The sequence below is a fragment of the Pseudomonas sp. KCJK9000 genome (assembly GCF_046230725.1).
GTDB lineage: Bacteria > Pseudomonadota > Gammaproteobacteria > Pseudomonadales > Pseudomonadaceae > Aquipseudomonas > Aquipseudomonas promysalinigenes.
In genome coordinates this window covers 55,842-81,423 of record NZ_JBJJLN010000013.1, presented here as the reverse complement: position 1 = coordinate 81,423, position 25,582 = coordinate 55,842, and the positions used below count along the sequence as shown (strand labels likewise).

26 protein-coding genes are annotated in these 25,582 nt (G+C 61.9%); 16 read left to right on the top strand and 10 right to left on the bottom strand.

Annotated elements, in window-relative coordinates:
• Position 1 precedes the first annotated feature (1 nt).
• The 3 genes from ACK59H_RS08675 to ACK59H_RS08665 form a co-directional block, all read right to left on the bottom strand.
• Entirely contained in the window at positions 2-646 is a 645-nt protein-coding gene (locus ACK59H_RS08675) for an oxidoreductase (RefSeq protein WP_060479226.1), read from the bottom strand.
• A 27-nt stretch (positions 647-673) separates the two neighbouring features.
• Positions 674-2,407: a C13 family peptidase gene (locus tag ACK59H_RS08670; RefSeq protein ID WP_060479225.1), complete on the bottom strand. Its 1,734-nt coding sequence runs from the start codon at positions 2,405-2,407 to the stop codon at positions 674-676.
• 73 nt (positions 2,408-2,480) lie between these two features.
• Positions 2,481-2,936: a MaoC family dehydratase gene (locus tag ACK59H_RS08665; RefSeq protein ID WP_060479224.1), complete on the bottom strand. Its 456-nt coding sequence runs from the start codon at positions 2,934-2,936 to the stop codon at positions 2,481-2,483.
• Between the two features lie 142 nt (positions 2,937-3,078).
• Here ACK59H_RS08665 and ACK59H_RS08660 point away from each other — a divergent pair, with 142 nt between their 5' ends.
• Genes ACK59H_RS08660 through ACK59H_RS08650 form a run of 3 tightly spaced genes read left to right on the top strand, consistent with a single transcriptional unit; the run spans position 3,079 to position 4,757 of the window.
• Positions 3,079-3,444, top strand: a complete 366-nt coding sequence (locus ACK59H_RS08660) for a CidA/LrgA family protein (RefSeq protein ID WP_060479223.1) — start codon at positions 3,079-3,081, stop codon at positions 3,442-3,444.
• Entirely contained in the window at positions 3,441-4,157 is a 717-nt protein-coding gene (locus ACK59H_RS08655) for an LrgB family protein (protein WP_060479222.1), read from the top strand. Before ACK59H_RS08660 ends, ACK59H_RS08655 begins: the two co-directional genes overlap by 4 nt.
• A gap of 9 nt (positions 4,158-4,166) precedes the next feature.
• On the top strand, positions 4,167-4,757 hold the full coding sequence (locus tag ACK59H_RS08650; RefSeq protein ID WP_060479221.1) for an LON peptidase substrate-binding domain-containing protein: 591 nt from the start codon (positions 4,167-4,169) through the stop codon (positions 4,755-4,757).
• A gap of 25 nt (positions 4,758-4,782) precedes the next feature.
• Here the strand turns inward: ACK59H_RS08650 and ACK59H_RS08645 are convergent, their stop codons facing one another.
• Both ACK59H_RS08645 and ACK59H_RS08640 read right to left on the bottom strand, forming a co-directional pair.
• The gene (locus tag ACK59H_RS08645) at positions 4,783-6,099 is read right to left on the bottom strand and encodes a bifunctional DedA family/phosphatase PAP2 family protein (RefSeq protein WP_060479220.1); all 1,317 of its coding nucleotides are present in this window, start codon (positions 6,097-6,099) and stop codon (positions 4,783-4,785) included.
• Between the two features lie 3 nt (positions 6,100-6,102).
• The gene (locus tag ACK59H_RS08640; RefSeq protein ID WP_060479219.1) at positions 6,103-6,795 is read right to left on the bottom strand and encodes a DNA-3-methyladenine glycosylase; all 693 of its coding nucleotides are present in this window, start codon (positions 6,793-6,795) and stop codon (positions 6,103-6,105) included.
• Positions 6,796-6,999: 204 nt separating this feature from the next.
• On the opposite strand from ACK59H_RS08640, the gene ACK59H_RS08635 reads away from it, so the two are divergent.
• The 13 genes from ACK59H_RS08635 (at position 7,000) to ACK59H_RS08575 (ending at position 19,490) form a co-directional block, all read left to right on the top strand.
• Positions 7,000-8,271 carry a glutamate-5-semialdehyde dehydrogenase gene (locus ACK59H_RS08635; RefSeq protein ID WP_060479218.1) on the top strand — a complete coding sequence of 424 codons (1,272 nt, stop codon included), beginning with the start codon at positions 7,000-7,002 and terminating at the stop codon, positions 8,269-8,271.
• 1 nt (position 8,272) lies between these two features.
• Positions 8,273-8,932, top strand: a complete 660-nt coding sequence (nadD, locus tag ACK59H_RS08630) for a nicotinate-nucleotide adenylyltransferase (protein WP_060479217.1) — start codon at positions 8,273-8,275, stop codon at positions 8,930-8,932.
• A 44-nt stretch (positions 8,933-8,976) separates the two neighbouring features.
• Positions 8,977-9,399 carry a ribosome silencing factor gene (gene rsfS, locus ACK59H_RS08625; protein ID WP_060479216.1) on the top strand — a complete coding sequence of 141 codons (423 nt, stop codon included), beginning with the start codon at positions 8,977-8,979 and terminating at the stop codon, positions 9,397-9,399.
• 9 nt (positions 9,400-9,408) lie between these two features.
• Positions 9,409-9,876, top strand: coding sequence for a 23S rRNA (pseudouridine(1915)-N(3))-methyltransferase RlmH (gene rlmH / locus ACK59H_RS08620; RefSeq protein WP_060479215.1), 468 nt, complete (start codon positions 9,409-9,411; stop codon positions 9,874-9,876).
• A gap of 16 nt (positions 9,877-9,892) precedes the next feature.
• Positions 9,893-11,782, top strand: coding sequence for a penicillin-binding protein 2 (gene mrdA / locus ACK59H_RS08615; protein WP_060479214.1), 1,890 nt, complete (start codon positions 9,893-9,895; stop codon positions 11,780-11,782).
• Between the two features lie 38 nt (positions 11,783-11,820).
• Positions 11,821-12,924, top strand: a complete 1,104-nt coding sequence (gene rodA / locus ACK59H_RS08610) for a rod shape-determining protein RodA (RefSeq protein ID WP_050437190.1) — start codon at positions 11,821-11,823, stop codon at positions 12,922-12,924.
• Positions 12,925-12,929: 5 nt separating this feature from the next.
• Positions 12,930-13,952 (top strand): lytic murein transglycosylase B, encoded by a 1,023-nt coding sequence (gene mltB / locus ACK59H_RS08605; RefSeq protein WP_409264400.1) that lies wholly within the window; start codon positions 12,930-12,932, stop codon positions 13,950-13,952.
• A complete protein-coding gene (locus tag ACK59H_RS08600) occupies positions 13,952-14,950 on the top strand; it encodes a septal ring lytic transglycosylase RlpA family protein (protein WP_060479213.1) in 999 nt (332 codons plus the stop codon). The genes mltB and ACK59H_RS08600 overlap by 1 nt, the downstream gene beginning before the upstream one ends.
• Before the next feature lie 350 nt (positions 14,951-15,300).
• On the top strand, positions 15,301-16,461 hold the full coding sequence (locus ACK59H_RS08595) for a D-alanyl-D-alanine carboxypeptidase family protein (RefSeq protein ID WP_060479212.1): 1,161 nt from the start codon (positions 15,301-15,303) through the stop codon (positions 16,459-16,461).
• A 72-nt stretch (positions 16,462-16,533) separates the two neighbouring features.
• Positions 16,534-16,809 carry a DUF493 domain-containing protein gene (locus tag ACK59H_RS08590; protein ID WP_060479211.1) on the top strand — a complete coding sequence of 92 codons (276 nt, stop codon included), beginning with the start codon at positions 16,534-16,536 and terminating at the stop codon, positions 16,807-16,809.
• Entirely contained in the window at positions 16,809-17,456 is a 648-nt protein-coding gene (lipB, locus tag ACK59H_RS08585; protein WP_060479210.1) for a lipoyl(octanoyl) transferase LipB, read from the top strand. Before ACK59H_RS08590 ends, lipB begins: the two co-directional genes overlap by 1 nt.
• A gap of 2 nt (positions 17,457-17,458) precedes the next feature.
• Positions 17,459-18,475: a lipoyl synthase gene (gene lipA / locus ACK59H_RS08580; protein ID WP_060479209.1), complete on the top strand. Its 1,017-nt coding sequence runs from the start codon at positions 17,459-17,461 to the stop codon at positions 18,473-18,475.
• A 76-nt stretch (positions 18,476-18,551) separates the two neighbouring features.
• On the top strand, positions 18,552-19,490 hold the full coding sequence (locus ACK59H_RS08575; protein WP_397468804.1) for an LD-carboxypeptidase: 939 nt from the start codon (positions 18,552-18,554) through the stop codon (positions 19,488-19,490).
• A 32-nt stretch (positions 19,491-19,522) separates the two neighbouring features.
• Here the strand turns inward: ACK59H_RS08575 and ACK59H_RS08570 are convergent, their stop codons facing one another.
• The 5 genes from ACK59H_RS08570 to leuS all read right to left on the bottom strand — a co-directional run bounded on the left by ACK59H_RS08570 (position 19,523) and on the right by leuS (position 25,561).
• A complete protein-coding gene (locus tag ACK59H_RS08570; protein ID WP_186478766.1) occupies positions 19,523-20,839 on the bottom strand; it encodes a lytic murein transglycosylase in 1,317 nt (438 codons plus the stop codon).
• 60 nt (positions 20,840-20,899) lie between these two features.
• Positions 20,900-21,064 (bottom strand): alternative ribosome rescue factor ArfA, encoded by a 165-nt coding sequence (gene arfA / locus ACK59H_RS08565; protein WP_027917766.1) that lies wholly within the window; start codon positions 21,062-21,064, stop codon positions 20,900-20,902.
• Positions 21,065-21,213: 149 nt separating this feature from the next.
• Entirely contained in the window at positions 21,214-22,251 is a 1,038-nt protein-coding gene (gene holA / locus ACK59H_RS08560; protein WP_409264399.1) for a DNA polymerase III subunit delta, read from the bottom strand.
• A 36-nt stretch (positions 22,252-22,287) separates the two neighbouring features.
• The gene (gene lptE, locus ACK59H_RS08555) at positions 22,288-22,893 is read right to left on the bottom strand and encodes an LPS assembly lipoprotein LptE (RefSeq protein ID WP_060479206.1); all 606 of its coding nucleotides are present in this window, start codon (positions 22,891-22,893) and stop codon (positions 22,288-22,290) included.
• Between the two features lie 61 nt (positions 22,894-22,954).
• On the bottom strand, positions 22,955-25,561 hold the full coding sequence (leuS, locus tag ACK59H_RS08550) for a leucine--tRNA ligase (protein WP_060479205.1): 2,607 nt from the start codon (positions 25,559-25,561) through the stop codon (positions 22,955-22,957).
• Positions 25,562-25,582 lie beyond the last annotated feature (21 nt).

Genomic DNA, 25,582 nt, shown 5'->3' with positions numbered 1-25,582 from the left:
GCTATTGCTTGCCTAGCTTGCGCAGTTCGTCGGACTCCACAATCCGGATACCGTCTTCTTCTTCCAGCGCCAGGCGCCAGAGGGCTCGCGCCAGCGTGCAGGCTTCGATGCCGCGATATTTACCTGGCATCAGCCTGGCCAAGGGTGACGCCAGTCGCTCGCCCAGCCGAGGTTGTATCCGTTCGCCCAACAACAGCGACGGCCGCGCGATGGTCAGTTGGGGCCAGTCCTGCGCTTTGAGCGCTTCTTCCATTTCGCCCTTGACCCGGTTGTAGAACACAGAGGATTTAGGGTCGGCCCCAAGCGCACTGACCACCAGCAGATGCCGCGCGCCCATCTCCCGGGCGCGCTTGCTGAACGCCACCACCATGTCCAGGTCCACCGCGCGAAATGCCTGTTCTGAGCCTGCCTGCTTCAGGGTGGTGCCCAGGCAGCAATAAGCAATATCGACACGGCCGCCCAGTTGTGGAAGGAAAACCGCTGGGTCACCTACTGGGTTTTCAAGGTGCGGGTGCTCGGCCAACGGCCGGCGGGTCGGGGCCAAAACGCGGCTGATGGTGGGCTCGTTGAGCAGGCGGTCGAGCAGATGCTCACCGGTGAGGCCGGTGGCTCCGGCAAGCAGGACATGCTGAGGCGTCAAATACATGATGTCTCTCCCTTGTTACACACAAGCTTAGCGCCTGGCAGGTTTTTTTTCCTGTGGCGGCGCTTTGGCCTGTGCTGCATTACGCAACGCTTCCTCGGCCTGGTGCTGACGAAGTTGCTGCCAGTGCGCCAGTACTGCGGGCGGTGCCCATATCTGAGGTTCGGAGGCTTCGAAACCTTCCCGTCTTTCCCGTTCGGCAACACTGGTACGCGCGAGTTCGAACGCTTGTTTGAGGTCGTCGGTCTGGTTCAGCGCCTGGGCGAACAAGGCATCGCCGAAGTAGGTGAAATCAGCCTCTTCCGAGCAGCCGAACGAAACCCGATCAGCACGAGCGGCGGTCATGATCAGGGTGCGCTCATCCTTCAACGGGGCGATATAGCCACCTGAATAGCAGGCGGAGATGACGATTATCTTGTCGCGGTCTTTAAGCGGAGCTAGGGCACTGGCCAATTCGTCAGCGGACAGGTCAGCCAGTTGCAGACGCGGCTGGTCGAGCACCAGCTGGTGGTCCTGGCTGCCGTGGCTGGTCAGGTAGATGAAGATCAGGTCTTGCGGGCTGCTGCGCTCGGCCAAGGTACGGGCAGCACGGGTCAGGTTCTCACGGGTCGCCATGGGGCGAGTAGCCATCTGGTCGCGATGATTGACCAGGGTGATCTGCCCGCGAGCACCGAACCGCACTTTGAGCAGGTTGCTGACATAGTCGGCTTCGCGCAGGAACACGCTTTGCTGGCCATCGCCAGCCAGCACCAGGCTGTACAACTGCACTGGGGGTGCCGAGCGCGGCACCTGGGCCATCGCTTCATTCAGTAGGCGGCCCTGGTTGAGCAGGGCCAAGTCCAGCGGGTCGGGCAGCAGGTTGCCGTTTTGATCACGTACACGCACGCCATTGACCCAAAAGCCGCTCTGGACTTGCCCATTGGGCAGGGTCAGCTTGCCATGGCCCTGGTAGGCGTCGCTGTCGAAACCCCCGACATACTGGCTGCCGTCGGGCATCTGCAGGCTGCCTTGGCCAGACAGGCGCCAGTCGACGAAGCTGCCTTTGTAGTGGCTGCCGTCGCTGCCGAGTAATTCGCCTTCGCCGACCAGGGATCCATCCTTGAAGTCACCAATCCATACGTCGCCGTCAGCGTTCTCGTAGCGGCCTCGACCTTCGAGGCGGTTGTCCTTGAATTCACCGATGTACTGCTCGCCTTCGACACTGTCGTAGGTGCCACTGCCTTGCAATTGGCCATCGACGAAGCGGCCGCTGAACCGGTTGCCGCTGGCATCGCTGCGCACGCCCGCGCCATTGGGCTTGCCTCGGGCGAACAGGCCTTGGTAGCGGCTGCCGTCGGCCAGTTCCAACTCGCCTGCGCCGTCGTACTGGTCGTCCTTGAACTGGCCGCGGTAGCTCTGATCCACCTGTTTGAGAGTACCTTCACCGTCACGCCGACCGTGGCTGAAGGTACCCGCATAATGGCTGCCGGGGGTAGTGAGTTCACCCAGGCCGTGGAACAGCCCTTTATCGAACTGACCCCGGTAGACCTCACCATTGCTGCCGTGCCACTCGCCCTGGCCATGCCACTGGCCATCCTTGAAATTGCCCGCGTACCAACTGCCGTTGGGGTAGTCGATTCGCCCAGCCCCCTGGAGCAAACCATCGATCACCTGGCCCCGATACCGCCCGCCATCGGGCAGGCGGGCGTCTGGTGGGGTCAACGACTCTCCATCGCCACAGGCAGTGAGCATCAAGGTCAGGGCGATGGGGAGCAAGGGACGCATGGCGTAATCCGGGCAAAAGATCTGCCGAGTATGCCGCAGATTTTGGGGCGCAGGTATCGGTGACTGGCCTTGGTCAGACGAAACAGAGCGAGAGCGGTTCAGCGATGTAGGCGGGCTTGTCTTCGCCTTCGATCTCCAGGGTAGCGGTGGCTTTGAGCAGCCATTGCCCTGGTTTTTTTTCGGTCACTTGCCCCAGGTCGACCTTCAGCCGCACCTTACTGTTGACCTTAACTGGCTGGATGAAGCGCACGCTGTCGAGCCCGTAGTTGACCACCATCTTCAGCCCCTCAGGAAGCACCAAGATGTCTTCCATCAACTTGGGAATCAGCGACAACGTCAGAAAACCGTGAGCAATGGTTGTGCCGAACGGGGTGTTTGCGGCCTTCTGCGGATCGACATGGATGAACTGGAAATCACCAGTGGCCTCAGCGAAAAGATTGATGCGCTGCTGGTCGATGATCAACCAGTCGGAGCGTCCCAGCTCTTTTCCAACGTACTTTGCAAGTTCGGTTACCGGTACATAGGGCATCGCGACTCTCCAGGTTGTCATTTGGTACGCGCGTACAAGATGAGCACGGCGAATCGTTTCAGTCAAGGAACCCCGATTTGGCGAATGTCGGCTTACAGGCAGTGCGTGCTTATAATGGCCGGCATGCTTGAAGGAGATGGTTATGCTGTTGCGTGGTTTGACCTGGCTGGTGTTTTTTCAATTGCTGGGTACTGCACTCAATCATTTGTGCGTGCCGATTCTGCCTGGCCCGATCATCGGCCTGTTGCTGCTGCTGGTATTTCTCATGGCACGCGGCGAGGTCGGCAAGCCCCTCAACGAAGCTGCCGGTAGCCTGCTGCGCTATTTGCCGCTGCTGCTGGTGCCGCCGGCGGTGGGGGTGATGGTGTATGCCAAGGACATCGCCGCAGACTTTTGGGCAATCGCCGGTGCGCTGTTGATTTCCTGCCTTGCGACGTTGACGTTCGTCGGCCTGCTGATGCAGAAACTCATCAATCGCCAGCATGGCAGGCATAAGGAGCAGTCATGATGCTCGACTGGCAGGGCGCGGTTAACGCCGTCATCCACCATCCCTTGTTCGGTATCGGTATCACCCTGGGCGCCTATCAGATCGTGCTGGCGGCGTTCGAGAAAACCCGTTGGATCTTTCTGCAGCCGGTGCTGGTTTCAATGTTGCTGGTGATTGGCGTGCTGTTGAGCTGCGGCATCAGCTACGCCGAGTATCGCAAGAGCACCGAGATCATGAATATCCTGCTCGGGCCTGCGACAGTAGCTTTGGCGGTGCCGCTGTACCTGAACCTGAAACGCATCCGGCAGCTGTTTTGGCCGACCTTTACTACGCTGGTAATCGGAGGCCTGTTCGCCACGGTCTGTTGCCTGCTGCTGGGCTGGTGGTTCGGTGCCGAGCACATGATCCTGATGACCATGGCACCCAAGTCGGTCACTTCGCCGATCGCCATGTTGGTGGCCGAACAAATTGGTGGTGTGGCGGCGCTGGCAGCTGTGTTCGTGTTGATCACCGGCGTAATCGGGGCGATCTTCGGCCCGGCGCTGCTGACCCGGTTGGGCGTGCACAGCCCGGAGGCGCGTGGCATGTCGCTGGGCGTGACGGCCCATGCCGTAGGCACTTCGGTGGCCTTGCAGGAAAGTGATGAGTGCGGCGCCTTTGCCGCGTTGGCGATGAGCCTGATGGGGGTGGCCACGGCGGTGTTCCTGCCGTTGGCAGTCAGCCTGGTGGCTTGAGGAGTTGTGATGACGCTACCGCTGTTTCCGCTCAATACCGTGTTGTTTCCAGGTTGCCTGCTGGACCTGCAGATCTTCGAGGCGCGCTATCTGGACATGATCGGCCGCTGCATGAAGCAAGGTACCGGCTTTGGCGTGGTCTGCATCGTCGAAGGCGAGCAGGTCGGTAAAGCCCCACCGGTGGTGGCTTCGATTGGCTGCGAGGCATTGATCCGCGATTTCGTCCAGCAGGAAAACGGCCTGCTTGGCATTCGTGTGGAAGGTGTGCGGCGTTTCGAACTGAGCCAGACCGAGGTGCAGAAAGACCAGTTGCTGGTCGGCGAAGTGAACTGGCTGACAGAGCACCCAGACAGTCCGCTCACCGAGCATGACGATGACTTGCTGGCGCTGTTGGTGGCGCTGGGTGAGCACCCGATGGTCGAGTCGCTGGACATGCCGCGGGACGTCGATGGTCGCCAAGCCTTGGCCAACCAGCTGGCGTACTTGCTGCCGTTCGTTGAAGAAGACAAGCTCGACCTGTTGGCGATCGGCTCGCCTGGGCAGCGACTGGAAGAAATCCAGAAGCTGCTTGAGCGGATCCAGGGTGAACTGTTCGCCTGAATGGGGGCGGTGCGCTGCACTGGCCTCAATATTGGTAACGGAGTAAGGCGTGAGGCAGCGAATGCATGGCGAAAAACGCCAGCAACGCGATGCACGCCGGCAGCACTAACCACCACACCCGCAAAGGCATTGCCGTCAGTGGTTGGCGGTATTGCACCAGCGTCAGGCTCAACGCACACACGCAGCAAGCCAGCAAAGCCCCTGCCAGGATGTCGGTTGGCCAATGCACCCCCAGGTAGACCCGCGACAAGGCAATCGCCAGTGCCGGGATGCAGCCCATCATTACCCAGGTCAGGCGCAAACGCGCAGGCATGCCGCGCCCTGCCAGCACCGCCAGGGTCAGGAAGAATGCGAACGACGCCGAGCTGTGGCCGCTGGGCATGCTGTAAGTGGTCAGCGGCTCGCTCAGCACTTCTGGCCTGGCCCGGGCGAACAACCACTTCAGCGTGCCATTGGCCAGCGCCGTGCCGATCAGCGTGCCGCCTGCAAAAAGCGCATGGCGCCACTGCCGCGCCAGTAACAGCAGACCCGTCAGCAGGCCGCCCAGGAAGAATTGAGTCTTGAAGTCGCCCAGGCGGGTCACGATGACCACCGCGCCGTCGATGGCCTTGCTGCGATGCTCTTGCACCAGGGTCATTACACCTTGGTCAAATTCGTGCAGATAAGGCCAGCCAAGGAAAACCCCGGTCAGCGCAATGAAACTAAGCCCCGCGATCAGCCGAGTACCGTGGCGCTGATCGCGCATGCTGCTGTTGAGGCTCAGCCCGATCAAGGCCGCCAAGGTCCCCGCGATGATGCCGGCGTCCAGCCAGAAGCCTTCTGGCAGTGGCAGGCGCATGGCCGCGCCGGTCGCCCAGCCTGGCAGCAGGTAAGCGACCGACCAGCCAGCGCCGGCCACCAGGCTCACCGCGATGAAGCGCGGCAGCGGCATGTCGAACATCCCGGCGACCATCGGCAGCATTGGCCGCAGCGGGCCGATGAAGCGGCCTACCAGTAGGCTTGCGATGCCATAGCGCTGAAAGTAGCTCTCGGCACTGCCGATCCACTCCGGGTGATGGCGCAGCACCGGCAGGCGGCGGATGTTCTGATGAAAGCACTTGCCGATGGTGTAAGACAGCGCATCACCCAGCAAGCCGCCGAGGAACCCCAATAGCAAGGTTTCCCCCAGGCTCAGTGCGCCACTGCCTGCCAGCACGGCCACCGCGAACAGCAGCACCGTGCCCGGCACGATGATGCCGGCGATGGCCAGGCATTCCACGCACGCCACCAGAAAGATCGCCAGACCGAGCCACTGAGGGTTGGCGCTGAGCCAGCCAGTGATGCTGTCGAGCCATTGGCCCATGTTTCAGCTTCCTTGTTCGAGGATGAAAAAGTCTTGCCCTTCGAGCTGGCCCCGGCGCAGCGGGTTCCGCGTGCAGAAGCGGGCGAAAGCGGCGTCGATGAAGCGATACGGCAGGTGCTCGTCGCGCCCCTGGGGGATGCCCAGGCGTGGCGCCTGGATGATCTGCGGCACGGGGAGCGCGCAGTCTTCGACGTAAAGGCGTTGAGGGTCAAAGCGTTGTCCGTCCCAGTGCGGGACTTTCAGGCCCAAGGCCTTGCACAGCAGGGTCTGCCCGCTGCAAAGGCGCTCGGCTGGGCGCAGGTTGCCGCTGGCATCGGGGTTGTTCAGTTGCATCTGCGCCAGGCTGTCGGCGCCCGAGATGGCATCGACCCAGGGGTAGGCAGATTTGATCAGTACCGCGTTGCCTGGGCCGTGGGCGCTGAAGTTGAGCGAGTCGCCGCCGCGGGCGTAATACATGTAGATGTGCCCGCCATCGAGGAATAGCGCCTTGCGCTTTTCGGTGTAACCCAGCGACGCGTGGCTGCCTTTGTCGGTCAGGTAATAAGCTTCGGTTTCGATGATGCGTGCAGCCAGCCACAGGTTGCCATGGCGATGACGGATGACTTTGCCTAGCAACGCCTTGGCCAAGGTCTGGGCGTCGCGGTCGAAGAAACTGTCCGGTAAGGCGCGGGCAGGGCAGGGGGCTGGTGCTGACATGCTGGCGAGTCGTGACTATGAAGGCTGTGATGATAGCAATGATTGGCTTAATCGAGGCTGAACCGAGACGGTTCGAGACGTGCAGTTACATCTTTCCTATGGAAACTTGCACGCCATTTTCTACCATCCGCCACCCGCCGCTGGGCGTATACCTGCGCGGCAGTTATAATCAGCCGATTTCCCCTTTGCCAAGACACCGAACCGATGACTGAGTCCGTTCTTGACTACATGACCCGCCTGGGTCGCGCCGCCCGCCAGGCCTCTCGCGTTATCGCACGTGCCAGCACCGCGCAGAAGAACCGCGCTTTGCAAGCTGCCGCCGATGCGTTGGACGCCGCGCGCGCCGAGCTCGCTGAAGCCAACGAACTGGACCTGGCCGCAGGCCGTGCCAATGGCCTGGAGCCTGCGCTGCTGGACCGTCTTGCGCTGACTTCGGCTCGGATCGACGGCATGATCACCGGCCTGCGCCAGGTGGCCAGCTTGCCAGACCCGGTGGGCGCCATCCGCGATATGAGCTACCGCCCGTCGGGCATCCAGGTTGGCAAGATGCGTGTACCGCTGGGGGTGATCGGGATCATCTACGAGTCGCGCCCCAACGTCACCATCGATGCAGCCAGTCTGTGCCTGAAGTCCGGCAATGCCACCATCCTGCGTGGCGGCTCCGAGGCCATCCACTCCAACCGCGCCATCGCAGTGTGTATCCAGCGTGGCTTGGCTGCTGCAGGCCTGCCTGCTGCCGTGGTGCAAGTGGTTGAGACCACCGACCGCGAGGCGGTTGGCGCGCTGATCAGCATGCCCGAGTTCGTCGATGTGATCGTGCCGCGTGGTGGCAGGGGCCTGATCGAGCGCATCAGCCGCGATGCTCGCGTGCCGGTCATCAAACACCTGGACGGCATCTGCCACGTCTATGTGGCTGAGCACGCCGAGCTGGACAAGGCCTGGCGCGTGGCATTCAACGCCAAGACCTACCGCTACGGCATCTGTGGCGCGATGGAGACCCTGCTGGTCGACCAGCGCGTGGCCGAAGCCTTTCTGCCGGAAATGGCTCGCCGCTTCCAGGACAAAGGTGTCGAGTTGCGTGGCTGCAAGCTGACCTGCGCATTGATCGAGGCCAAGCCAGCCAGCGAAGACGACTGGCACACCGAATACCTCGACGCGATCCTCTCGATCCGTGTCGTCGAGGGTTTGGACCAGGCCATCGAACATATCAACCACTACGGCTCTCACCACACCGATTCGATCATCACCGAGCACCAGGGCCAGGCCCGTCAGTTCATGGCTGAGGTCGACTCGGCATCGGTGATGCTCAACACGCCGACCTGCTTCGCCGATGGCTTCGAATATGGCCTGGGCGCGGAAATCGGCATTTCCACCGACAAGCTGCACGCCCGCGGCCCTGTCGGCCTGGAAGGCTTGACCTGCGAGAAGTACGTGGTGATCGGCGACGGCCAATTGCGCGGCCAGGAGTCCTGCTGAGTTGAGCAAGGCCCAGGCAGTCCGGCGCATCGGCATTCTTGGCGGTACTTTCGACCCCGTGCACATCGGCCACCTGCGCAGCGCGCTGGAAGTGGCCGAGTTCATGGCGCTCGATGAGCTGCGCCTGTTGCCCAACGCCCGCCCGCCGCACCGTGATACCCCCCAGGTAGCGGCACAAGACCGCCTGGCAATGGTTCGCGAAGCGGTGCAGGGCGTCAGCTGCCTGAGTGTCGATGCTCGTGAACTGGAACGCGACAAGCCGTCGTACACCATCGACACGCTGGAGTCGGTGCGCCTGGAGCTCGGTCCCGACGACCAACTGTTCTTGCTGTTGGGCTGGGATGCCTTCTGCGGCCTGCCCACCTGGCACCGCTGGGACGAATTGCTGCAACACTGTCATATCCTGGTGCTGCAACGCCCGGATGCCGACGTTGAACCCCCTGACGAGTTGCGCAACCTGCTGGCTGCGCGCTCGGAGAGCGATCCCACCGCCATGTCCGGCCCGGCGGGGAATATTTCGTTCATCTGGCAGACGCCGCTTGCGGTGTCCGCTACACAGATCCGACAGCTGCTGGCCAGCGGCAAATCGGTGAGGTTCCTGGTGCCGGACGCCGTACTGGCCTACATCGAGGCGCACGAACTGTATCGTGCCCCTAACTGACGGTGCCCGAGGGCGCCTCATCCAAACGAGTTGAAGAGTTTTTTATGAGCAAGCAGAAAATCAATGGCGAAGAACTGGTCAAGCTGACCATCAGCGCCCTGGAAGACGTCAAGGCCCAGGACATCCAGGTCATTGACGTGCGCGAAAAGCACAGCCTGACCGATTACATGATCATTGCCACCGGTACCTCCAACCGCCAGATCAACGCGATGCTGGAAAAGGTCCGTGAGTCGGTCAAAAAACAGGGCGCGCAGCCTCTGGGTGAAGAAGGCAAGGGCGACAGTGATTGGGTACTGCTGGACCTGAACGACGTCATCGTTCACATGATGACCGCTGCAGCTCGCCAGTTCTATGATCTGGAGCGCCTGTGGATGGGTGCCGAGCAAAGCCGTGCCGCCGATGCCAAGCACCACAGCCCGGAAAACGCCAGCGACTATTTCACCGACAAGCTCAAAGACCGGGAATAAGGAAGCGTCGTGCGTCTTCGCCTGATCGCGGTCGGCTCGCGCATGCCCAAATGGGTCGAGGAAGGCTGGCATGAATATGCCAAGCGCCTGCCCCAGGAGCTGTCGTTGGAGCTGGTGGAAATCCCGCTCAATACCCGTGGCAAGAATGCCGATGTCGCCCGCCTGATCCGTCAGGAGGGCGAGGCCATGCTGAGCAAGGTTCAGCCAGGGGAACGCATCGTAACCCTCGAGGTCCATGGCAAGCCCTGGAGTACCGAGCAGTTGGCGAGCGAGCTGGACCGCTGGCGCCTGGACTCACGCACGGTGAATTTGATGGTGGGCGGCCCGGAGGGGCTGGCGCCTGAGGTCTGTGCACGCGCCGAGCAGCGCTGGTCGCTATCGCCGCTGACCCTACCGCACCCGTTGGTAAGGATACTGATCGGCGAGCAGATCTACCGCGCCTGGACAGTCTTGTCCGGGCACCCTTACCACAAATGAGCCTGTAAGCAGTCCGATGTCGCAGCCGATCCGTCTCAAGGACCACGAGAAAGACGCCCGCCTGGTGCGTAACCGCGTCGTGGTCGGCGCGGTGGCGGTGATGCTGCTCATCTGCGTGCTGATTGCGCGGTTGTATTACCTGCAGATCATCCAGTACGACTATCACTCCACGCTATCGGAAAACAATCGGGTGCATGTGCAGCCCATTCCGCCTACCCGTGGGCTGATCTTCGACCGCAATGGCGTGATCATCGCTGACAACCGGCCAAGCTTCAGCCTGTCGATGACCCGCGAACGTGCAGGCAACTGGCAGGAAGTGCTGGACACCATCGTCCAAGTGCTGGAGCTGACCCCAGATGACCGAGCGCTGTTCGAAAAGCGCATGAAGCAGGGGCGTCGGCCATTCGAGCCTGTGCCTATCCTGTTCGAGCTCAACGAAGAGCAGATCGCTCGGGTGGCGGTCAACCAGTTCCGCCTCCCAGGGGTAGAAGTGGTCGCCCAACTGGTGCGTCATTATCCTCAGGGTGCGCATTTCGCCCATTCGGTGGGTTACGTCGGGCGGATCAACGAAAAAGAGCTCAAATCGCTCGACCCTGTGAATTACAGCGGCACCCACCATATCGGCAAGACCGGCATCGAGCGCTTCTACGAGGCAGAGCTGCACGGCCAGGTGGGTTACGAGGAAGTCGAAACCAATGCCCGCGGCCGTGTGCTGCGCGTGCTCAAGCGTACCGACCCCAAGCCTGGCAAGGACATCGTGCTGAGCCTGGACATCAAGCTGCAGGAAGCCGCCGAGGCCGCCCTGGGTGGCCGGCGTGGCGCCGTGGTGGCGCTCGACCCGCGCACCGGCGAAGTACTGGCCATGGTCAGCCAGCCCAGCTTCGACCCCAACCTGTTCGTCACGGGCATCAGTTTCAAAGCCTACGCCGAGCTGCGCGACTCGATCGACCGGCCGCTGTTCAACCGTGTGTTGCGCGGGCTTTACCCCCCAGGCTCGACCATCAAGCCTGCGGTGGCCATCGCCGGCCTCGACAGTGGCGTGGTCAACGCCAGCAGCCGGGTGTTCGACCCTGGTTATTACCAGCTGCCCAACTACGATCACAAATACCGTAACTGGAACCGTACCGGTGACGGCTGGGTAGACCTGGATACCGCAATCATGCGCTCCAACGACACCTACTTCTACGACCTTGCCCACAAGATGGGCATCGACCGGCTCTCCAGCTACATGAACAAATTCGGCATCGGCCAGAAGGTTGCCCTGGATATGTTCGAGGAGTCGCCGGGCCTGATGCCATCGCGTGAGTGGAAGCGGGCAACGCGCCGTCAGGCCTGGTTCCCGGGTGAAACCTTGATCCTCGGGATCGGCCAGGGCTACATGCAGGCAACCCCACTGCAACTGGCCCAAGCCACCGCGTTGATCGCCAACAAAGGCGTGTGGAACCGCCCACACCTGGCCAAGACCATCGAAGGCCAGGCGCCGCTGGACCCCAACCCTATGCAGGACATCGTCCTGCGTGACAAGTCCGACTGGGCCAAGGTCACCCACGGTATGGAACAGGTCATGCACAACGCCCGAGGTACTGCGCGCAAGGCAGCGGTCGGCGCCCAGTACCGCATTGCCGGCAAGAGCGGCACCGCCCAGGTGGTGGCGATCAAGCAGGGCGAGAAGTATGACCGTAACAAACTCCAGGAACGCCACCGCGACCACGCGCTGTTCGTGGCCTTCGCCCCGGCTGACGATCCGAAGATCGTGGTCTCGGTGATGGTCGAGAACGGCGAGTCGGGCTCTGGCGTTGCCGCCCCTGTGGTGCGGCAGATCATGGATGCCTGGCTGCTCGATGAAAGCGGCCGGCTCAAGAGCGAATTCGCGCCTGCCACCGTCGCCCAGGAAACGGCCCAGTGAAGAACAATTTCGATCGCATGCTCTCAAGCGAGGACGTGATGCGTCGACGCGCCAGCTTCCTGCAGCGCATCCACATCGACGGCCCCTTGCTCATCATCCTGCTGACCCTCGCGGCCGGCAGCCTGTTCGTGCTCTATTCAGCCAGTGGCAAGAACTGGGACCTGCTGCTCAAGCAGGCGACTTCGTTCGGCATCGGGCTGGTTTCGATGTTCGTCATCGCCCAGTTGGAGCCGCGCTTCATGGCGCGCTGGGTGCCGTTGGCGTACCTGGTGGGGGTGTTCCTGCTGGTGGTGGTGGATGTCATGGGCCACAACGCCATGGGTGCCACGCGCTGGATCAACATCCCCGGGGTGATCCGCTTCCAGCCTTCGGAATTTCTCAAGATCATCATGCCGGCGACCATCGCCTGGTACCTCTCCAAACGTACCTTGCCGCCGCACCTGAAACACGTGGCAATAAGCCTGGTGTTGATCGGAGTGCCATTCATTCTTATCGTCCGCCAACCTGACCTGGGCACGGCGCTGCTGATTCTCGCCTCCGGCGCTTTCGTGCTGTTCATGGGTGGCCTGCGCTGGCGCTGGATTCTGAGCGTGTTGGCAGCAACGGTGCCTGTAGCGGTGGCGATGTGGTTCTTCGTGATGCACGACTACCAGAAACAGCGCGTTCTGACCTTCCTGGACCCCGAGAGCGACCCCCTGGGTACCGGCTGGAACATCATCCAGTCCAAGGCGGCGATTGGCTCCGGTGGCGTGTTTGGCAAGGGGTGGCTGCTGGGTACCCAGTCACACCTGGACTTTCTTCCCGAAAGCCACACCGACTTCATCATCGCGGTGCTCGGTGAAGAGTTCGGTCTGGTGGGTATCTGTCTGCTGTTGATCGTCTACCTGCTGCTGATCGGCCGTGGGCTGATGATCACTGCCCAGGCGCAAACGCTGTTCGGTAAGTTGCTGGCTGGCAGCTTGACCATGACCTTCTTCGTTTATGTGTTCGTCAATATCGGCATGGTCAGTGGCCTGCTGCCCGTGGTGGGCGTGCCGCTGCCCTTCATTAGCTATGGCGGAACTTCGTTGGTGACGCTGCTGTCAGCGTTTGGCGTTTTGATGTCGATCCACACGCACCGCAAATGGATCGCCCAGGTTTGAAAAAGGTGAAGAATTTGATGCAAACAGTGCGTAACTGGGCTGCCCGTTGTGTGCCGTGGTTCGGTGCGGTGGGCCTGTTCGGCGCTGTACAACTGGCCCATGCCGGCGACTACGACAACTCGCCGCAGGTGGCCGAGTTCGTGGGCCAGATGAGCCGTGACTACGGTTTTGCCCCCGAGCAATTGATGGGCGTGTTCAAGGAAGTGCAGCGCAAGCAGTCGATCCTCGATGCCATCTCCCGCCCTGCCGAGCGGGTCAAGCCGTGGAAGGACTACCGGCCCATGTTCATCACCGACGCCCGCATCGCCCGCGGTGTCGACTTCTGGCGCCAGCATGAGGCAGTTCTTGCCCGCGCCGAGCAGGAATATGGCGTACCTGCGCAATACATCGTCGCCATCATTGGTGTCGAAACCTTCTTCGGCCGCAACACCGGCAACTTCCGCGTGATCGATGCCCTGTCGACCCTGGGCTTCGACTACCCGCCCCGTGCCAAATTCTTCCGCAAGGAACTGCGCGAGTACCTGCTATTGGCTCGCGACGAGCAACTCGACCCGCTGACGCTCAAAGGTTCCTACGCCGGCGCCATGGGCCTGCCGCAGTTCATGCCCAGCAGCTTTCGCAACTACGCTGTGGACTTCGACGGCGATGGCCACATCAATATCTGGAACAACCCCGACGATGCCATCGGCAGCGTAGCCAACTACTTCAAGCGCCATGGCTGGGTGGCAGGCGAGGGTGTGGTCAGCCGTGCCCAGGTCAGTGGCTCGCAGGCAGACCTTGGCCTGACTACCGGCATCGAACCTGTTAAAACCGTCGGGCAGTTGCAGGCCTTGGGCTGGTCGAGCCATGATGCGTTGCGCGATGATCTGCCGGTAACCGCGTTCCGCCTGGATGGCGAGAACGGCCCTGAATACTGGATGGGCCTGAAAAACTTCTACGCGATCACTCGCTACAACCGCAGCGTGATGTATGCCATGGCGGTGCATCAGCTAGCTCAACAGCTGGTCCAAGTACGGGGCGTCAAGTAATGCGCGCAATCTTCTCAGCCAACACCTTCAAGCTGCTGACCTGCATGGCCGTCGGCATGCTGCTGGTCAGTTGCTCCTCTAGCCGGCCGACTTCCCAGAGCAAGGGCAACGTCGTCCGTGCCCAGCCTGGCCTGGACATCAACCGAGCCCACAAAGACGGTGCACCCTGGTGGGATGTGGATGTCAACAAGATCCCCGATGCCACACCAACCGTTCACACGGGGGCCTACAAGGCCAACCCCTACACGGTACTGGGCAAGACCTACTACCCGATGCAGGACGCGCGCAACTACCGCGCCGAAGGTACGGCTTCCTGGTATGGCACCAAGTTCCACGGCCAGAACACCGCCAACGGCGAACTCTACGACCTGTACGGCATGAGTGCGGCGCACAAGACCCTGCCCTTGCCGGCCTATGTGCGGGTTACCAACCTGGCCAATGGCCGCAGTGTGATCCTGCGGGTCAATGACCGTGGGCCGTTCTACTCGGATCGCATCATCGACCTGTCCTATGCCGCGGCGAAGAAACTCGGTTATGCCGAGATCGGCACCGCCCATGTGCGAGTCGAGGGTATCGACCCGCAGCAGTGGTGGGCGCAGAAGGGGCAGCAGCCGCCGCTGATGCTCAAAGAGCCACAGGTCGCGCAAACCCAGGCCATTGCCGCCAGCACCGGCCGGGTCGAGCAATGGACCCCGCCACCCCAGCAGCACGCGGCGCCAGTCGTGCCTGTGCAGGTGGGCGGTAACAGCATCCCGGCGGGCAGCGGCAACGTCCTTCAGGTAGGGGCCTTCGCCAACCCCGATGCCGCCGAACTGTTGCGCTCCAAGCTGAGCACCATGGTCAGTGCTCCGGTGTTCATCAGCTCTATCGTGCGTAATCAGCAAACCCTGCACCGTGTGCGCCTTGGGCCATTCAGCAGCCCGGGCGAGATCCAACAGGCACAGAACAGCATTCGCATGGCGAACCTTGGCCAGGCCAAGCTGGTCACAGCTGACTGACCGGGCGGGTCGCGCGGCTGCTGGGGTGTAAATCCTAGTGGGCATGTACCTTGCGCGGAAAACAAACGCCAACGTGTAATGCCAGTCAGTTGAGCCGATCGGGGCTGTTTTGCAGCCTTCGGCGGCGCCATTGAATGAGTCTGAAACCTTGACTGGCTGGCATCACACCAAACTGTCGGTTTTGTCATGAATTGCCGGGCCTGGGCATGTACAATGTCGGCTTTTGCCCGCAGCGGCATAAAGCCGCACTTTGTGGGCCGGCCCGATGGCCATCAAAACTAGACTGACTGGCGCTGGGCACACGATGTGGCCCAGGGAACATCAGACCATTAGCGATTTACGAGAGACGGATGAACATCACCAACCTTGCCAAACGACTTTGCCTGCCCGTACTGCTGATGCTCACGCCTGCTGCCTTCGCAGCAGAGCAGATGATGCCTGCCCCACCGCAGTTGGCTGCCAAGTCCTACGTACTCATGGACGCGTCCAGCGGCAACGTGCTGGTCGAGAACAACGGTGACGAGCGCCTGCCACCGGCCAGCCTGACCAAACTGATGACCGCCTACATCGCCACCGTCGATATCCGTCGTGGCCAGATCGGCGAAAACGACCCGGTCACCGTCAGCGAGAACGCCTGGCGCACCGGTGGTTCGCGTATGTTCATCAAGGTCGGCAGCCAGGTCACCGTCAGCGACCTGCTGCACGGCATCATCATCCAGTCCGGCAACGATGCCTCGGTCGCTTTGTCCGAGCACATCGCTGGCAGCGAAGACGCTTTCGCCGACATGATGAACAAGACCGCTGCCGAACTGGGCATGTCCAACAGCCACTTCATGAACCCCACCGGCCTGCCGAACCCGGAGCACTACTCCTCGGCGCACGACATGGCCGTGTTGGCCCGCGCGATCATCAACATCGACCCGGCTCACTACGCGATCTACTCGCAGAAAGAGTTCTTCTGGAACAACATCAAGCAGCCTAACCGCAACCTGCTGCTGTGGCGTGACAAGACCGTCGATGGTCTGAAAACCGGCCACACCGAAGAAGCCGGCTACTGCATGGTGGCATCGGCCGTGCGTGACGGTCAGCGTCTGATCGCCGTGGTGTTCGGCACCAACAGCGAACAAGCCCGCGCCGCCGAAACCCAGAAGCTGCTGACTTACGGCTTCCGCTTCTTCGAAACCCAGACCTTCTACCAGAAGGGCACCGAGCTGACCAAAGCACCGGTGTGGAAGGGCGCCACCAGCGAAGTCAAAGCCGGCCTGGCCGAAGACCTGACCATGACCATGCCTAAAGGGCAGCTCAAGCGCCTGCAGGCTTCGATGACCATGAACCCGCAGCTCACCGCACCGATCGCCAAAGGTGACGTGATCGGTAAAGTGGAAGTCAAACTGGACGAGAACGTGGTTCACAGCGCCGACCTGATCGCCCTCGATGGCGTCGAGGAAGGTGGTTTCTTCCGCCGTATGTGGGATAGCATCCGTCTATTCTTCTACGGGTTGTTCAACTGATACGTGACCTGCAAGCCCCCGCGCATCTGCGGGGGCGTTGTTGTTGCCACGGCTTACGAGGCCGTTTCCGCCATGAGCGAACCTGACGTCAAGTCGCACAAAATCGAATTCCCCTGCGCCGATTACCCGATCAAGGTCATCGGCGACACCGTTGTCGGCTTCCGGGACACGGTGATCGAGATCCTGAGCAAGCATGCCAAGGTCGACCTTTCCACTTTGGCCGAACGCCAGAGCAAGGAAGGTAAGTACACCACCGTGCAGCTGCACATCGTCGCTGAAAGCGAAAACCAGCTGCATGACATCAACAGTGCCCTGCGTGCCACCGGCATCGTGAAAATGGTGCTCTGATGCCGCTTTGCCTCGGGGTGCGCGAGCTTGGCCTGCAACCGTATGAACCGGTACTGGAGGCTATGCGCCGCTTCACCGAGCAGCGCGGCCCGCACAGCCAGGACGAAATCTGGCTGGTCGAGCATCCCGCAGTCTTCACCCAGGGGCAGGCCGGCAAGGCCGAGCACCTGCTGGTGCCGGGCGATATTCCGGTGGTGCAAACTGACCGCGGCGGCCAGGTGACCTATCACGGCCCCGGGCAGCTCGTGGCTTACCTGCTGCTGGACGTGCGTCGCCTGGGTTTTGGCGTGCGCGACCTGGTCAGCCGTATCGAGCAGACCCTGATCGACCTGCTGGCCAGCTACGGCGTCAGCGCCATGGCCAAGCCCGATGCGCCAGGTGTCTATGTCGACGGAGCGAAAATCGCCTCCCTCGGCCTGCGAATCCGCAATGGCCGTTCGTTTCACGGCCTTGCCCTGAACGTGGACATGGACCTTGCGCCATTCCGCCGAATCAACCCCTGCGGGTATGCGGGGCTGGCAATGACCCAGCTGCGCGACCTGGCAGGCCCGATCGAACTCGACGAGGTCAGGACAAGGCTGCGCGGACAGCTGGTCAAGCACCTCGACTACGCTGAGCAGACGACCCTGACGGGCGGAATCGACTGAATATGACAACTGTGCAAGAAGCCGTGCCTAACCTGACCCCCACCCAGGATGCCACCGCGCGCCCAGCGCCGAAGAAAGTGGAAGCTGGAGTTAAGCTGCGTGGTGCTGAGAAAGTCGCGCGCATCCCGGTGAAGATCATTCCCACCGACGAGCTGCCGAAAAAGCCTGACTGGATCCGCGTGCGCATCCCGGTTTCGCCAGAGGTCGACCGTATCAAGCAACTGCTGCGCAAGCACAAGCTGCACAGTGTGTGCGAAGAGGCGTCCTGCCCGAACTTGGGCGAGTGCTTCTCCGGTGGTACTGCGACCTTCATGATCATGGGTGATATCTGCACCCGTCGTTGCCCGTTCTGTGACGTCGGCCACGGCCGGCCGAAGCCGCTGGACCTGGACGAGCCAAAGAACCTGGCCGTAGCCATCGCCGATCTGCGCCTCAAATATGTGGTGATCACTTCGGTTGACCGCGACGACCTGCGTGACGGTGGTGCGCAGCACTTTGCCGACTGCATTCGCGAGATCCGCGCCTTGTCGCCGGGCGTACAGCTGGAAACCCTGGTGCCGGACTACCGTGGCCGCATGGACGTCGCCCTGGAAATCACCGCGCAAACACCGCCAGATGTGTTCAACCACAACCTGGAAACAGTGCCGCGCCTTTACAAAGCTGCACGCCCTGGTTCGGACTACGACTGGTCCTTGGACCTGCTGCAGAAATTCAAGCAGATGGTGCCGCACGTGCCGACCAAATCGGGCCTGATGCTTGGTTTGGGCGAAACCGACGAGGAAGTGATCGAGGTGATGCACCGTATGCGTGAGCATGACATCGACATGCTGACCCTCGGCCAGTACCTGCAGCCTTCGCGCAGCCACTTGCCAGTACAGCGTTTCGTTCACCCGGACACCTTTGCCTGGTTCGCCGAAGAAGGCTACAAGATGGGCTTCAAGAACGTAGCGTCCGGCCCGTTGGTGCGTTCGTCGTACCATGCCGACCAGCAGGCGCACGAAGCCAAGATCAAGCTCTGATCCGAGCCTGTGCTGAACATGCCGATGTTCGCTGAAAGGCGGCATCGGCATTTTTGTTTTTGCCTAAGGAGCTGCGATGCATCGCGCTGAATCCCCCGAATCTCGTTTGCCCAAAGCGCTGGGTGCCGACGCCTGTTTCGCCATCGTTGCGCCCGCCGGGCCGGCTCGCCTGGATACGCAAAAGGCTACCCAGTGGTTTGCCGAGCGGGGCCTGCGTTGCCGGATCTACCCAGGGGCTATGCAGGCCGCGGGTTACCTGGCAGGTAGCGATGAGCAGCGCCTGGCCGATTTGCATGAGGCTTTTGCCGACCCGGATATCCACGCCATCCTGTGCATGCGTGGCGGGTATGGCAGCATGCGGCTGCTCGACCGGCTGGATTTCCAGCTGATTGGCCGCAACCCTAAACCTCTGGTGGGCTACAGCGACATCACCGCACTGCACACGGCCATCTATCGGCACACAGGGCTGCTCACCTTCCACGGCGCGATGCTCAATGCCGACCTGTTGGGCGCCAAGCTGCAGCCGACCGAGTCGTCGCTATTGGCGCAATTGGGTGGTTTGCTGGGCAAGGGCGATGCGATCGTTCATCCAGCCGAGATCGCCTTGCATAGCGTGACCCCTGGCGTTGCCAGTGGGCGATTGCTGGGTGGGAATCTGTCGATGCTAGGTGCGACGCTGGGCACAACGGCCGAAATCGAAACCCAAGGCTGCATTTTGTTCATCGAAGATGTCAACGAGCCGCTGTACCGGGTGGACAGGCTGCTCACCCAGCTGCGCCTTGCCGGTAAGCTGGCAGGCATCAAGGGCGTGTTGGTGGGGGATTTTGCCGGGATAACCGTTGCCGCGTTGACGCCGTTGCTCGAGCAGACGTTCGGGCCGCTGGGCGTGCCAGTATTGGCAGGGTGGCGCAGCGGGCATTGCGACCCGAATGTCTGTTTGCCGCTGGGGGCGCAGGTGAGGCTGGACAGCCAGCAGCAGAGCTTGGTGCTGGAGCAGGATCTGTTCCAGGCTTGAGAGGGCGGGGCCGCAGTGCGGCCCCCGATGCATCAGCGTTGGCGCAAGCTATCGAGCAGTTTATGAGTTGGGTAGCCATCGGCAGGCCACCCCAGTTGCTGCTGGGCATTACGGATTGCTTTGCGGGTATTGGCTCCGATGATGCCATCCGGATTGCCGGCTTCGTGCCCGCTGGCGTTGAGCAGATTCTGCAACTCCATCCGCTCGCTGCGGCTCAATGGCAAATCTTCCTTCGGCCAGCTCCCGCTGATGAAGCCCCAGCCCGAGAAACGATCACCCAACAGGCTGACGGCCAGGGCGTAGGCCGACGAATTGTTGTACTTGAGAATGGCGCGGAAGTTGTCCAGCACCAAAAACGCTGGCCCACGAGCGCCGGCTGGCAGCAGTAAAGCCGCCGACAACTGGTTGCTACCCGCTGGCAGCTGAGTCCCGGCCGGCAGCCTGACACCCATCTGCAACCATTCGTATACGGGCTTGCGCAGGGCGCCGTCTGCCTGCCAGAAGTCGAACCCTGCCGGAACCTGCACTTCGAAGCCCCACGGCTGGCCCTGCTTCCAGCCAGAGCTCTGCAGGTAATGCGCCGTCGAGGCCAGGGCGTCTGGTGTGCTGTTCCAGATATCCCGGCGGCCATCGCCGTCGAAATCCACTGCATGGGTGTTATAGGTGGTGGGAATGAACTGGGTCTGGCCCATGGCGCCAGCCCACGAGCCACGCATGGTCTCAGGCTGGATATCGCCGTGTTGGATGATCTGCAGAGCGGCGATCAGTTGATCCTGAGCGAACTGTGGGCGGCGGCCTTCGTAGGCCAGGGTCGCCAGTGAGCGGATCACCGACTTATTGCCCTGGAACTGGCCGAAGTTGCTTTCCATGCCCCATACAGCGACCAGCACCTGGCGATCTACGCCATAACGTTGCTCGATACGGCCCAGCAATTCGGCATTTTGTTCCAGCAGCCTCTTACCGTTGCGCACGCGCAGCGGGGACAGTGCGCCTTCCAGGTATTCCCAGACCGGGCGGGTGAATTCGGGCTGGCTGCGGTCGGCCTTGATCACGTCCATATCGGGGGTGATGCCGAGAAACGCTCGGTCGAAGGTGCTTGGCGCGATCCCGGCCTGCAGTGCCTGCTGGCGGAAGTTGGCCTGCCACTGGGCAAAGGTTTGCAGCGGCTGGACTTCGGTGCTGATGTCAGGCGTGGCGCTGGGCAGGGTGACTACCGGCGCTGGCTGAGCGGGGGCCAGCGGCAGGGCGTCTGCGGCGGTGGGTTTTTCCGCGCAGGCGACGAGCAGGATGAAGCTGGAGGCCGCGAGTAACTGGCGGGATTTCCAACGGGGCAGAGGACTCAAGAGCATGCACAGATCCAGAATTGCAGGTCAGGTGCCGACCATATCATGCCTGCGCGCTGGATGCTTTCATGCGGCCAAAAAGTAAGAAGCCTCCCAATCTCTCGATTGGAAGGCTTCGCGGCGGTAGCTGCCTTTGCCCTTGTCCGGTCGCTCCTGGCGGCAGCGAAACAGCGGTTGGGCGATAATCGACTTGGCTTTGTTGGGGCCATGTTTTTTGGGTTTTTTGCTCATGATCGAGGTCCCGGTTGGTAGCTTTGCGGGGCGAACTTTAGGCCGCAGAGGGGGGCGGGGCCAATTGATTGTGTATATGAGCTAACCCAGCGATGGATGGCACGGGGTCGTCCATATTTGTACGTGGTCCCGCCCACAACGCAGCCCTGTTATTGCGCAGGGAGTACCAAGCGCTGCCCGGCCATTAATAGCGTCAGGCGTGACAGCGTTGTCCAAGGCGAGCCTTCGGCTTGGCCTTTGATTTGTGCATCGATGTGCTGGGCATCCTGCAGTAATTGCGCCCAGCGCTGCGCCGAGAGCCGCTGCAGGGCTTTGCTGACCAGCGGGCGGCGCTTGTCCCACACAGGCGGGCGCGCCTGGCTGAAGGCTTTGTCCAGTGGCACGCCTTGGCTGAATTGTTGCGCCAGCCCCGCCAGAAGGCGCAGCTCACGGGCCAGTGCCCAGAGAATCACCGGTGGCTCGACACCCTCGCCACGCAAGCCTTCGAGCATGCGCAGGGCGTGAGCGGCTTCGCCATTGAGAATGGCATCAACCAGCCCGAAAACGTCGAAGCGCGCGCTGTCGGCGACCGCAGCCTGCACCGTCTCGACGGTGACTTGGTTGCCGTCTACCAGCAGTTTGAGCTTTTCGATTTCCTGAGCGGCTGCCAGCAAGTTGCCTTCGACCCGCGCGGCGATCAGGTCGACGGCATCGCGCTGGGCCGACAGCCCGGCCTGCGCCAGGCGTTGGTTGATCCATTGCGGCAACTGCTGGGCATCCACCGGCCAGATCTGGATGAACTGACAGTGGGCACCTTCGATCAGCGCCTTGCCCCACTTGGTCTTTTGCGCACTGCCATCGAGCTTGGGCAGGCTGACCAGCAGCAACGTATCCTCGGCCGGTTTGGCGCAGTACTCGATCAGCGCCGCAGCCCCTTTGTCACCTGGCTTGCCCGAGGGCAGGCGCAGCTCCAGCAGGCGGCGTTGGGCGAACAGCGACAAGCTGGCCCCTGCTTGTAACAGAGTGCCCCAGTCGAAGTTGGCGTCGGCGCTGAACACCTGGCGCTCGTCAAAACCTTGCGCGCGCGCGGCGGTACGGATGGCGTCGGCAGCCTCCTGGCACAGCAGCGGGTCATCGCCACTGACCACGTAAACCGGGGCCAGGCTACCTTGCAAGTGTTTGCCGAGTTGGGCGGGGGAGAGCTTCATGGGAGCAGGAGGGGCGCCGAAGCGCCCCGCGCGGGCTTATTTGCCCGGGATTTCCATCGGCGACTGCTGCGGCGTTTCCGCCTGCTGCCGGCGTGCTGCTTCGAGCGCCTCGGCCTCAGCCTTGGCACGGGCATCGGCCTTGGCCTGCAGTTCGTCGAGCTGCGAAGGCGTCAGCATCTGCAGACGCGAGACCATCGCTTGCACCAGATTGCGGCGCATTTCTTCGCGTGCACGCTGGGCTTCCTGATCGGAGCCGGTAATGTTGCCACCGTCACGAACATAGGTCTTGCGCACTTCCACCTTGTCGCTCAGCAATTCGAGGTTGTTCAGGCCCTGGATGCTGTAGTTGAGGGTGGTGGTGAGCTCGTACTCGGCCGTGGCGTTGCCGCCGGCGTAGCTTGCCGAGCGCGAGTTTTCCTGTTCGTTGGTCAGCACCAGGCGATAAGGCGCGCCGGTATGCACATTGACGCCGCTGCGCTGGAGTACTTCGCGCAGTTGCACCAGCGTCGGGCCGTAGGCGTTACGTGCGCTCACGTCCATTTCCTTGACACTCAGCTCGTTGGTGCCGGTGCCGCGCAGCTGGAAACCGCAGGCGCTGAGCAGCACGGCCAGGCCCATTACCAGCAGATTGCGTTTGATCATGTTGTTGCTCCCTTGTGGGCCGATACCGCTCACCCGCACGTGGTACGGGTGAGCGTTGCCATCAGTTGGCTACGATGTTGACCAGTTTGCCCGGTACCACGATGACCTTGCGGATGGTCAGGCCATCGATGAAGCGCAGGACATTTTCATTGCTGCGGGCAGCGGCTTCGACTTCTTCGCGGCTTGCGGCGGCAGGCATCTCTACCTGGCCGCGCAGCTTGCCGTTGACCTGCACCACCAGGGTGATGCTGTCCTGAACCAGGGCGCTTTCGTCCACCGCAGGCCAGTTGGCGTCGATCACAGCCTGATCGTGGCCCAGTTGCTTCCACAGCTCATGGGAGATGTGCGGGGTGATCGGTGCCAGCAGCAGGGTTACTGCTTCCAGGCCTTCTTGCAGCAAGGCACGGTCTTGTTCGGTGGCCTGCGGAGCCTTTTCCAGCACGTTCATCACGGTCATCACCTGGGCGATGGCGGTGTTGAACTTGTGGAACTGACCCACGTCGGTGCTGGCCTGCTTGATCGCCGCGTGGATGGCGCGGCGGATGACCTTCTGCGCATCGTCCAGGGCAGCGACATCCAGCTTGCCCGGCAGGCCTTGGGCCACGTGTGCCTGGGCCAGGCGCCATACGCGGCGCAGGAAGCGGCTTGCGCCTTCAACGCCGGAGTCGGACCACTCCAGGCTTGCGTCAGGCGGCGAGGCGAACATCATGAACAGGCGGCAGGTGTCGGCGCCGTACTGGTCGATCATCGACTGGGGGTCGACGCCGTTGTTCTTGGACTTGGACATCTTCTCGGTGCCACCGATTTCCACCGGCAGGCCGTCGGTCTTCAGGCGTGCGCCGATGATCTTGGCCTTGGCATCGCGCTCGATCTCGACGTCGGCCGGGTTGAACCAGTCCTTGCCGCCGTTGGCAGCCACACGGTAGTAGGTCTCGGCCACTACCATGCCTTGGGTCAGCAGGTTCTTGAACGGCTCGTTGGAAGTGACCAGGCCTTCGTCGCGCATCAGCTTGTGGAAGAAGCGCGCGTACAGCAGGTGCAGGATCGCATGCTCGATACCACCGATGTACTGATCGACCGGCAACCAGTGGTTGGCCGCTTTCGGGTCGACCATGCCACCTTCGTAGTTAGGCGACGCGTAGCGGGCGAAGTACCAGGACGATTCCACGAAGGTGTCCATGGTGTCGGTTTCGCGTTTGGCCGCAGCGCCGCATTTCGGGCAGGTGCACTCGTAGAATTCAGGCATGCGCGCCAGTGGCGAACCAGCGCCGTCCGGCACCACGTTTTCCGGCAGGGTGACCGGCAGTTGCTCTTGCGGCACTGGCACATCACCGCACGACGGGCAGTGGATGATCGGAATCGGGCAGCCCCAGTAACGCTGGCGGCTGATGCCCCAGTCACGCAGGCGGAACTGGGTGCGCGACTTGCCCAGGTCCTTGCGGATAAGCGCGGCTTCGATGGCGTCGAAGGCGCCGGCGAAGTCCAGGCCGTCGAATTCGGCGGAATTGATCAGTTGGCCATGCTCGCCATAGGCGGCCTGCCACTCCTGGCCCACTTCATCGCCCGCACTGGTGCGCACTACGGCCTTGACCGGCAGGTCGTACTTGCGAGCGAACTCGAAGTCGCGCTCATCGTGGGCTGGCACAGCCATCACCGCGCCGTCGCCGTAGTGCATCAGCACATAGTTGGCGACCCACACCGGCAGCTTCTGGCCAGTGAGTGGATGCTGGACGAACAGGGAAGTGGGCATGCCCTTCTTCTCCTGGGTGGCCATGTCGGCCTCGGCCACGCTGCCGCTCTTGCATTCGTCGATGAATGCCTGCAGCGCCGGGTTGCCCTGGGCGGCCTGAGTGGCCAGTGGGTGCTCGGCAGCCACGGCGACGTAGGTTGCACCCATCAGGGTGTCAGGCCGGGTGGTGAACACCTTCAGGGTGCCTTCGTGGCCAATGCTGGCCTGGTCGTACGGGAACTGCACTTCCATGCCGCGCGACTTGCCGATCCAGTTGCGCTGCATGGTCTTGACCTGCTCAGGCCAGCCCGGCAATTCGTCGAGGCTTTCCAGCAGCTCGTCGGCGTAGTCGGTGATGCGGAAGTAATACATCGGGATTTCGCGCTTTTCGATCAGCGCGCCCGAGCGCCAGCCGCGGCCATCGATGACCTGCTCGTTGGCCAGTACGGTCTGGTCGGCGGGGTCCCAGTTCACGGTCCCGTTCTTGCGATAGATGATGCCTTTTTCGAACAGGCGGGTGAACAGCCACTGCTCCCAGCGGTAGTAGTCCGGCTTGCAGGTGGTGACTTCACGCGCCCAATCGATGGCCAGGCCCAGGCTCTTGAGCTGGGTCTTCATGTACTCGATGTTTTCGTACGTCCACTTGGCCGGGGCGACATTGTTCTTCATTGCCGCGTTTTCTGCCGGCATGCCAAAAGCGTCCCAGCCCATCGGTTGCAGGACGTTCTTGCCCAGCATGCGCTGGTAGCGGGCAATCACGTCACCGATGGTGTAGTTGCGCACGTGGCCCATGTGTAGCTTGCCGCTCGGGTACGGGAACATCGACAGGCAGTAGTAGGTGTCCTTGCCAGGCTGTTCGGTAACAGCGAACGATTGTTGCTCGTCCCAGAAGTTCTGGGCGGCGGCTTCGATATCACGGGGCGTGTATTGTTCGTGCATGGCTACTTTTTGCTGAGAGGG

Bases quoted from the DNA above. Each gene is read 5' to 3' on its own strand.
- ACK59H_RS08675 (WP_060479226.1), bottom strand. From the start codon at position 646: ATGTATTTGACGCCTCAGCATGTCCTGCTTGCCGGAGCCACCGGCCTC.
- ACK59H_RS08670 (WP_060479225.1), bottom strand. From the start codon at position 2,407: ATGCGTCCCTTGCTCCCCATCGCCCTGACCTTGATGCTCACTGCCTGT.
- ACK59H_RS08665 (WP_060479224.1), bottom strand. From the start codon at position 2,936: ATGCCCTATGTACCGGTAACCGAACTTGCAAAGTACGTTGGAAAAGAG.
- ACK59H_RS08660 (WP_060479223.1), top strand. From the start codon at position 3,079: ATGCTGTTGCGTGGTTTGACCTGGCTGGTGTTTTTTCAATTGCTGGGT.
- ACK59H_RS08655 (WP_060479222.1), top strand. From the start codon at position 3,441: ATGATGCTCGACTGGCAGGGCGCGGTTAACGCCGTCATCCACCATCCC.
- ACK59H_RS08650 (WP_060479221.1), top strand. From the start codon at position 4,167: ATGACGCTACCGCTGTTTCCGCTCAATACCGTGTTGTTTCCAGGTTGC.
- ACK59H_RS08645 (WP_060479220.1), bottom strand. From the start codon at position 6,099: ATGGGCCAATGGCTCGACAGCATCACTGGCTGGCTCAGCGCCAACCCT.
- ACK59H_RS08640 (WP_060479219.1), bottom strand. From the start codon at position 6,795: ATGTCAGCACCAGCCCCCTGCCCTGCCCGCGCCTTACCGGACAGTTTC.
- ACK59H_RS08635 (WP_060479218.1), top strand. From the start codon at position 7,000: ATGACTGAGTCCGTTCTTGACTACATGACCCGCCTGGGTCGCGCCGCC.
- rsfS (WP_060479216.1), top strand. From the start codon at position 8,977: ATGAGCAAGCAGAAAATCAATGGCGAAGAACTGGTCAAGCTGACCATC.
- mrdA (WP_060479214.1), top strand. From the start codon at position 9,893: ATGTCGCAGCCGATCCGTCTCAAGGACCACGAGAAAGACGCCCGCCTG.
- rodA (WP_050437190.1), top strand. From the start codon at position 11,821: ATGCGTCGACGCGCCAGCTTCCTGCAGCGCATCCACATCGACGGCCCC.
- ACK59H_RS08600 (WP_060479213.1), top strand. From the start codon at position 13,952: ATGCGCGCAATCTTCTCAGCCAACACCTTCAAGCTGCTGACCTGCATG.
- ACK59H_RS08595 (WP_060479212.1), top strand. From the start codon at position 15,301: ATGAACATCACCAACCTTGCCAAACGACTTTGCCTGCCCGTACTGCTG.
- ACK59H_RS08590 (WP_060479211.1), top strand. From the start codon at position 16,534: ATGAGCGAACCTGACGTCAAGTCGCACAAAATCGAATTCCCCTGCGCC.
- lipB (WP_060479210.1), top strand. From the start codon at position 16,809: ATGCCGCTTTGCCTCGGGGTGCGCGAGCTTGGCCTGCAACCGTATGAA.
- lipA (WP_060479209.1), top strand. From the start codon at position 17,459: ATGACAACTGTGCAAGAAGCCGTGCCTAACCTGACCCCCACCCAGGAT.
- ACK59H_RS08575 (WP_397468804.1), top strand. From the start codon at position 18,552: ATGCATCGCGCTGAATCCCCCGAATCTCGTTTGCCCAAAGCGCTGGGT.
- ACK59H_RS08570 (WP_186478766.1), bottom strand. From the start codon at position 20,839: ATGCTCTTGAGTCCTCTGCCCCGTTGGAAATCCCGCCAGTTACTCGCG.
- arfA (WP_027917766.1), bottom strand. From the start codon at position 21,064: ATGAGCAAAAAACCCAAAAAACATGGCCCCAACAAAGCCAAGTCGATT.
- holA (WP_409264399.1), bottom strand. From the start codon at position 22,251: ATGAAGCTCTCCCCCGCCCAACTCGGCAAACACTTGCAAGGTAGCCTG.
- lptE (WP_060479206.1), bottom strand. From the start codon at position 22,893: ATGATCAAACGCAATCTGCTGGTAATGGGCCTGGCCGTGCTGCTCAGC.
- leuS (WP_060479205.1), bottom strand. From the start codon at position 25,561: ATGCACGAACAATACACGCCCCGTGATATCGAAGCCGCCGCCCAGAAC.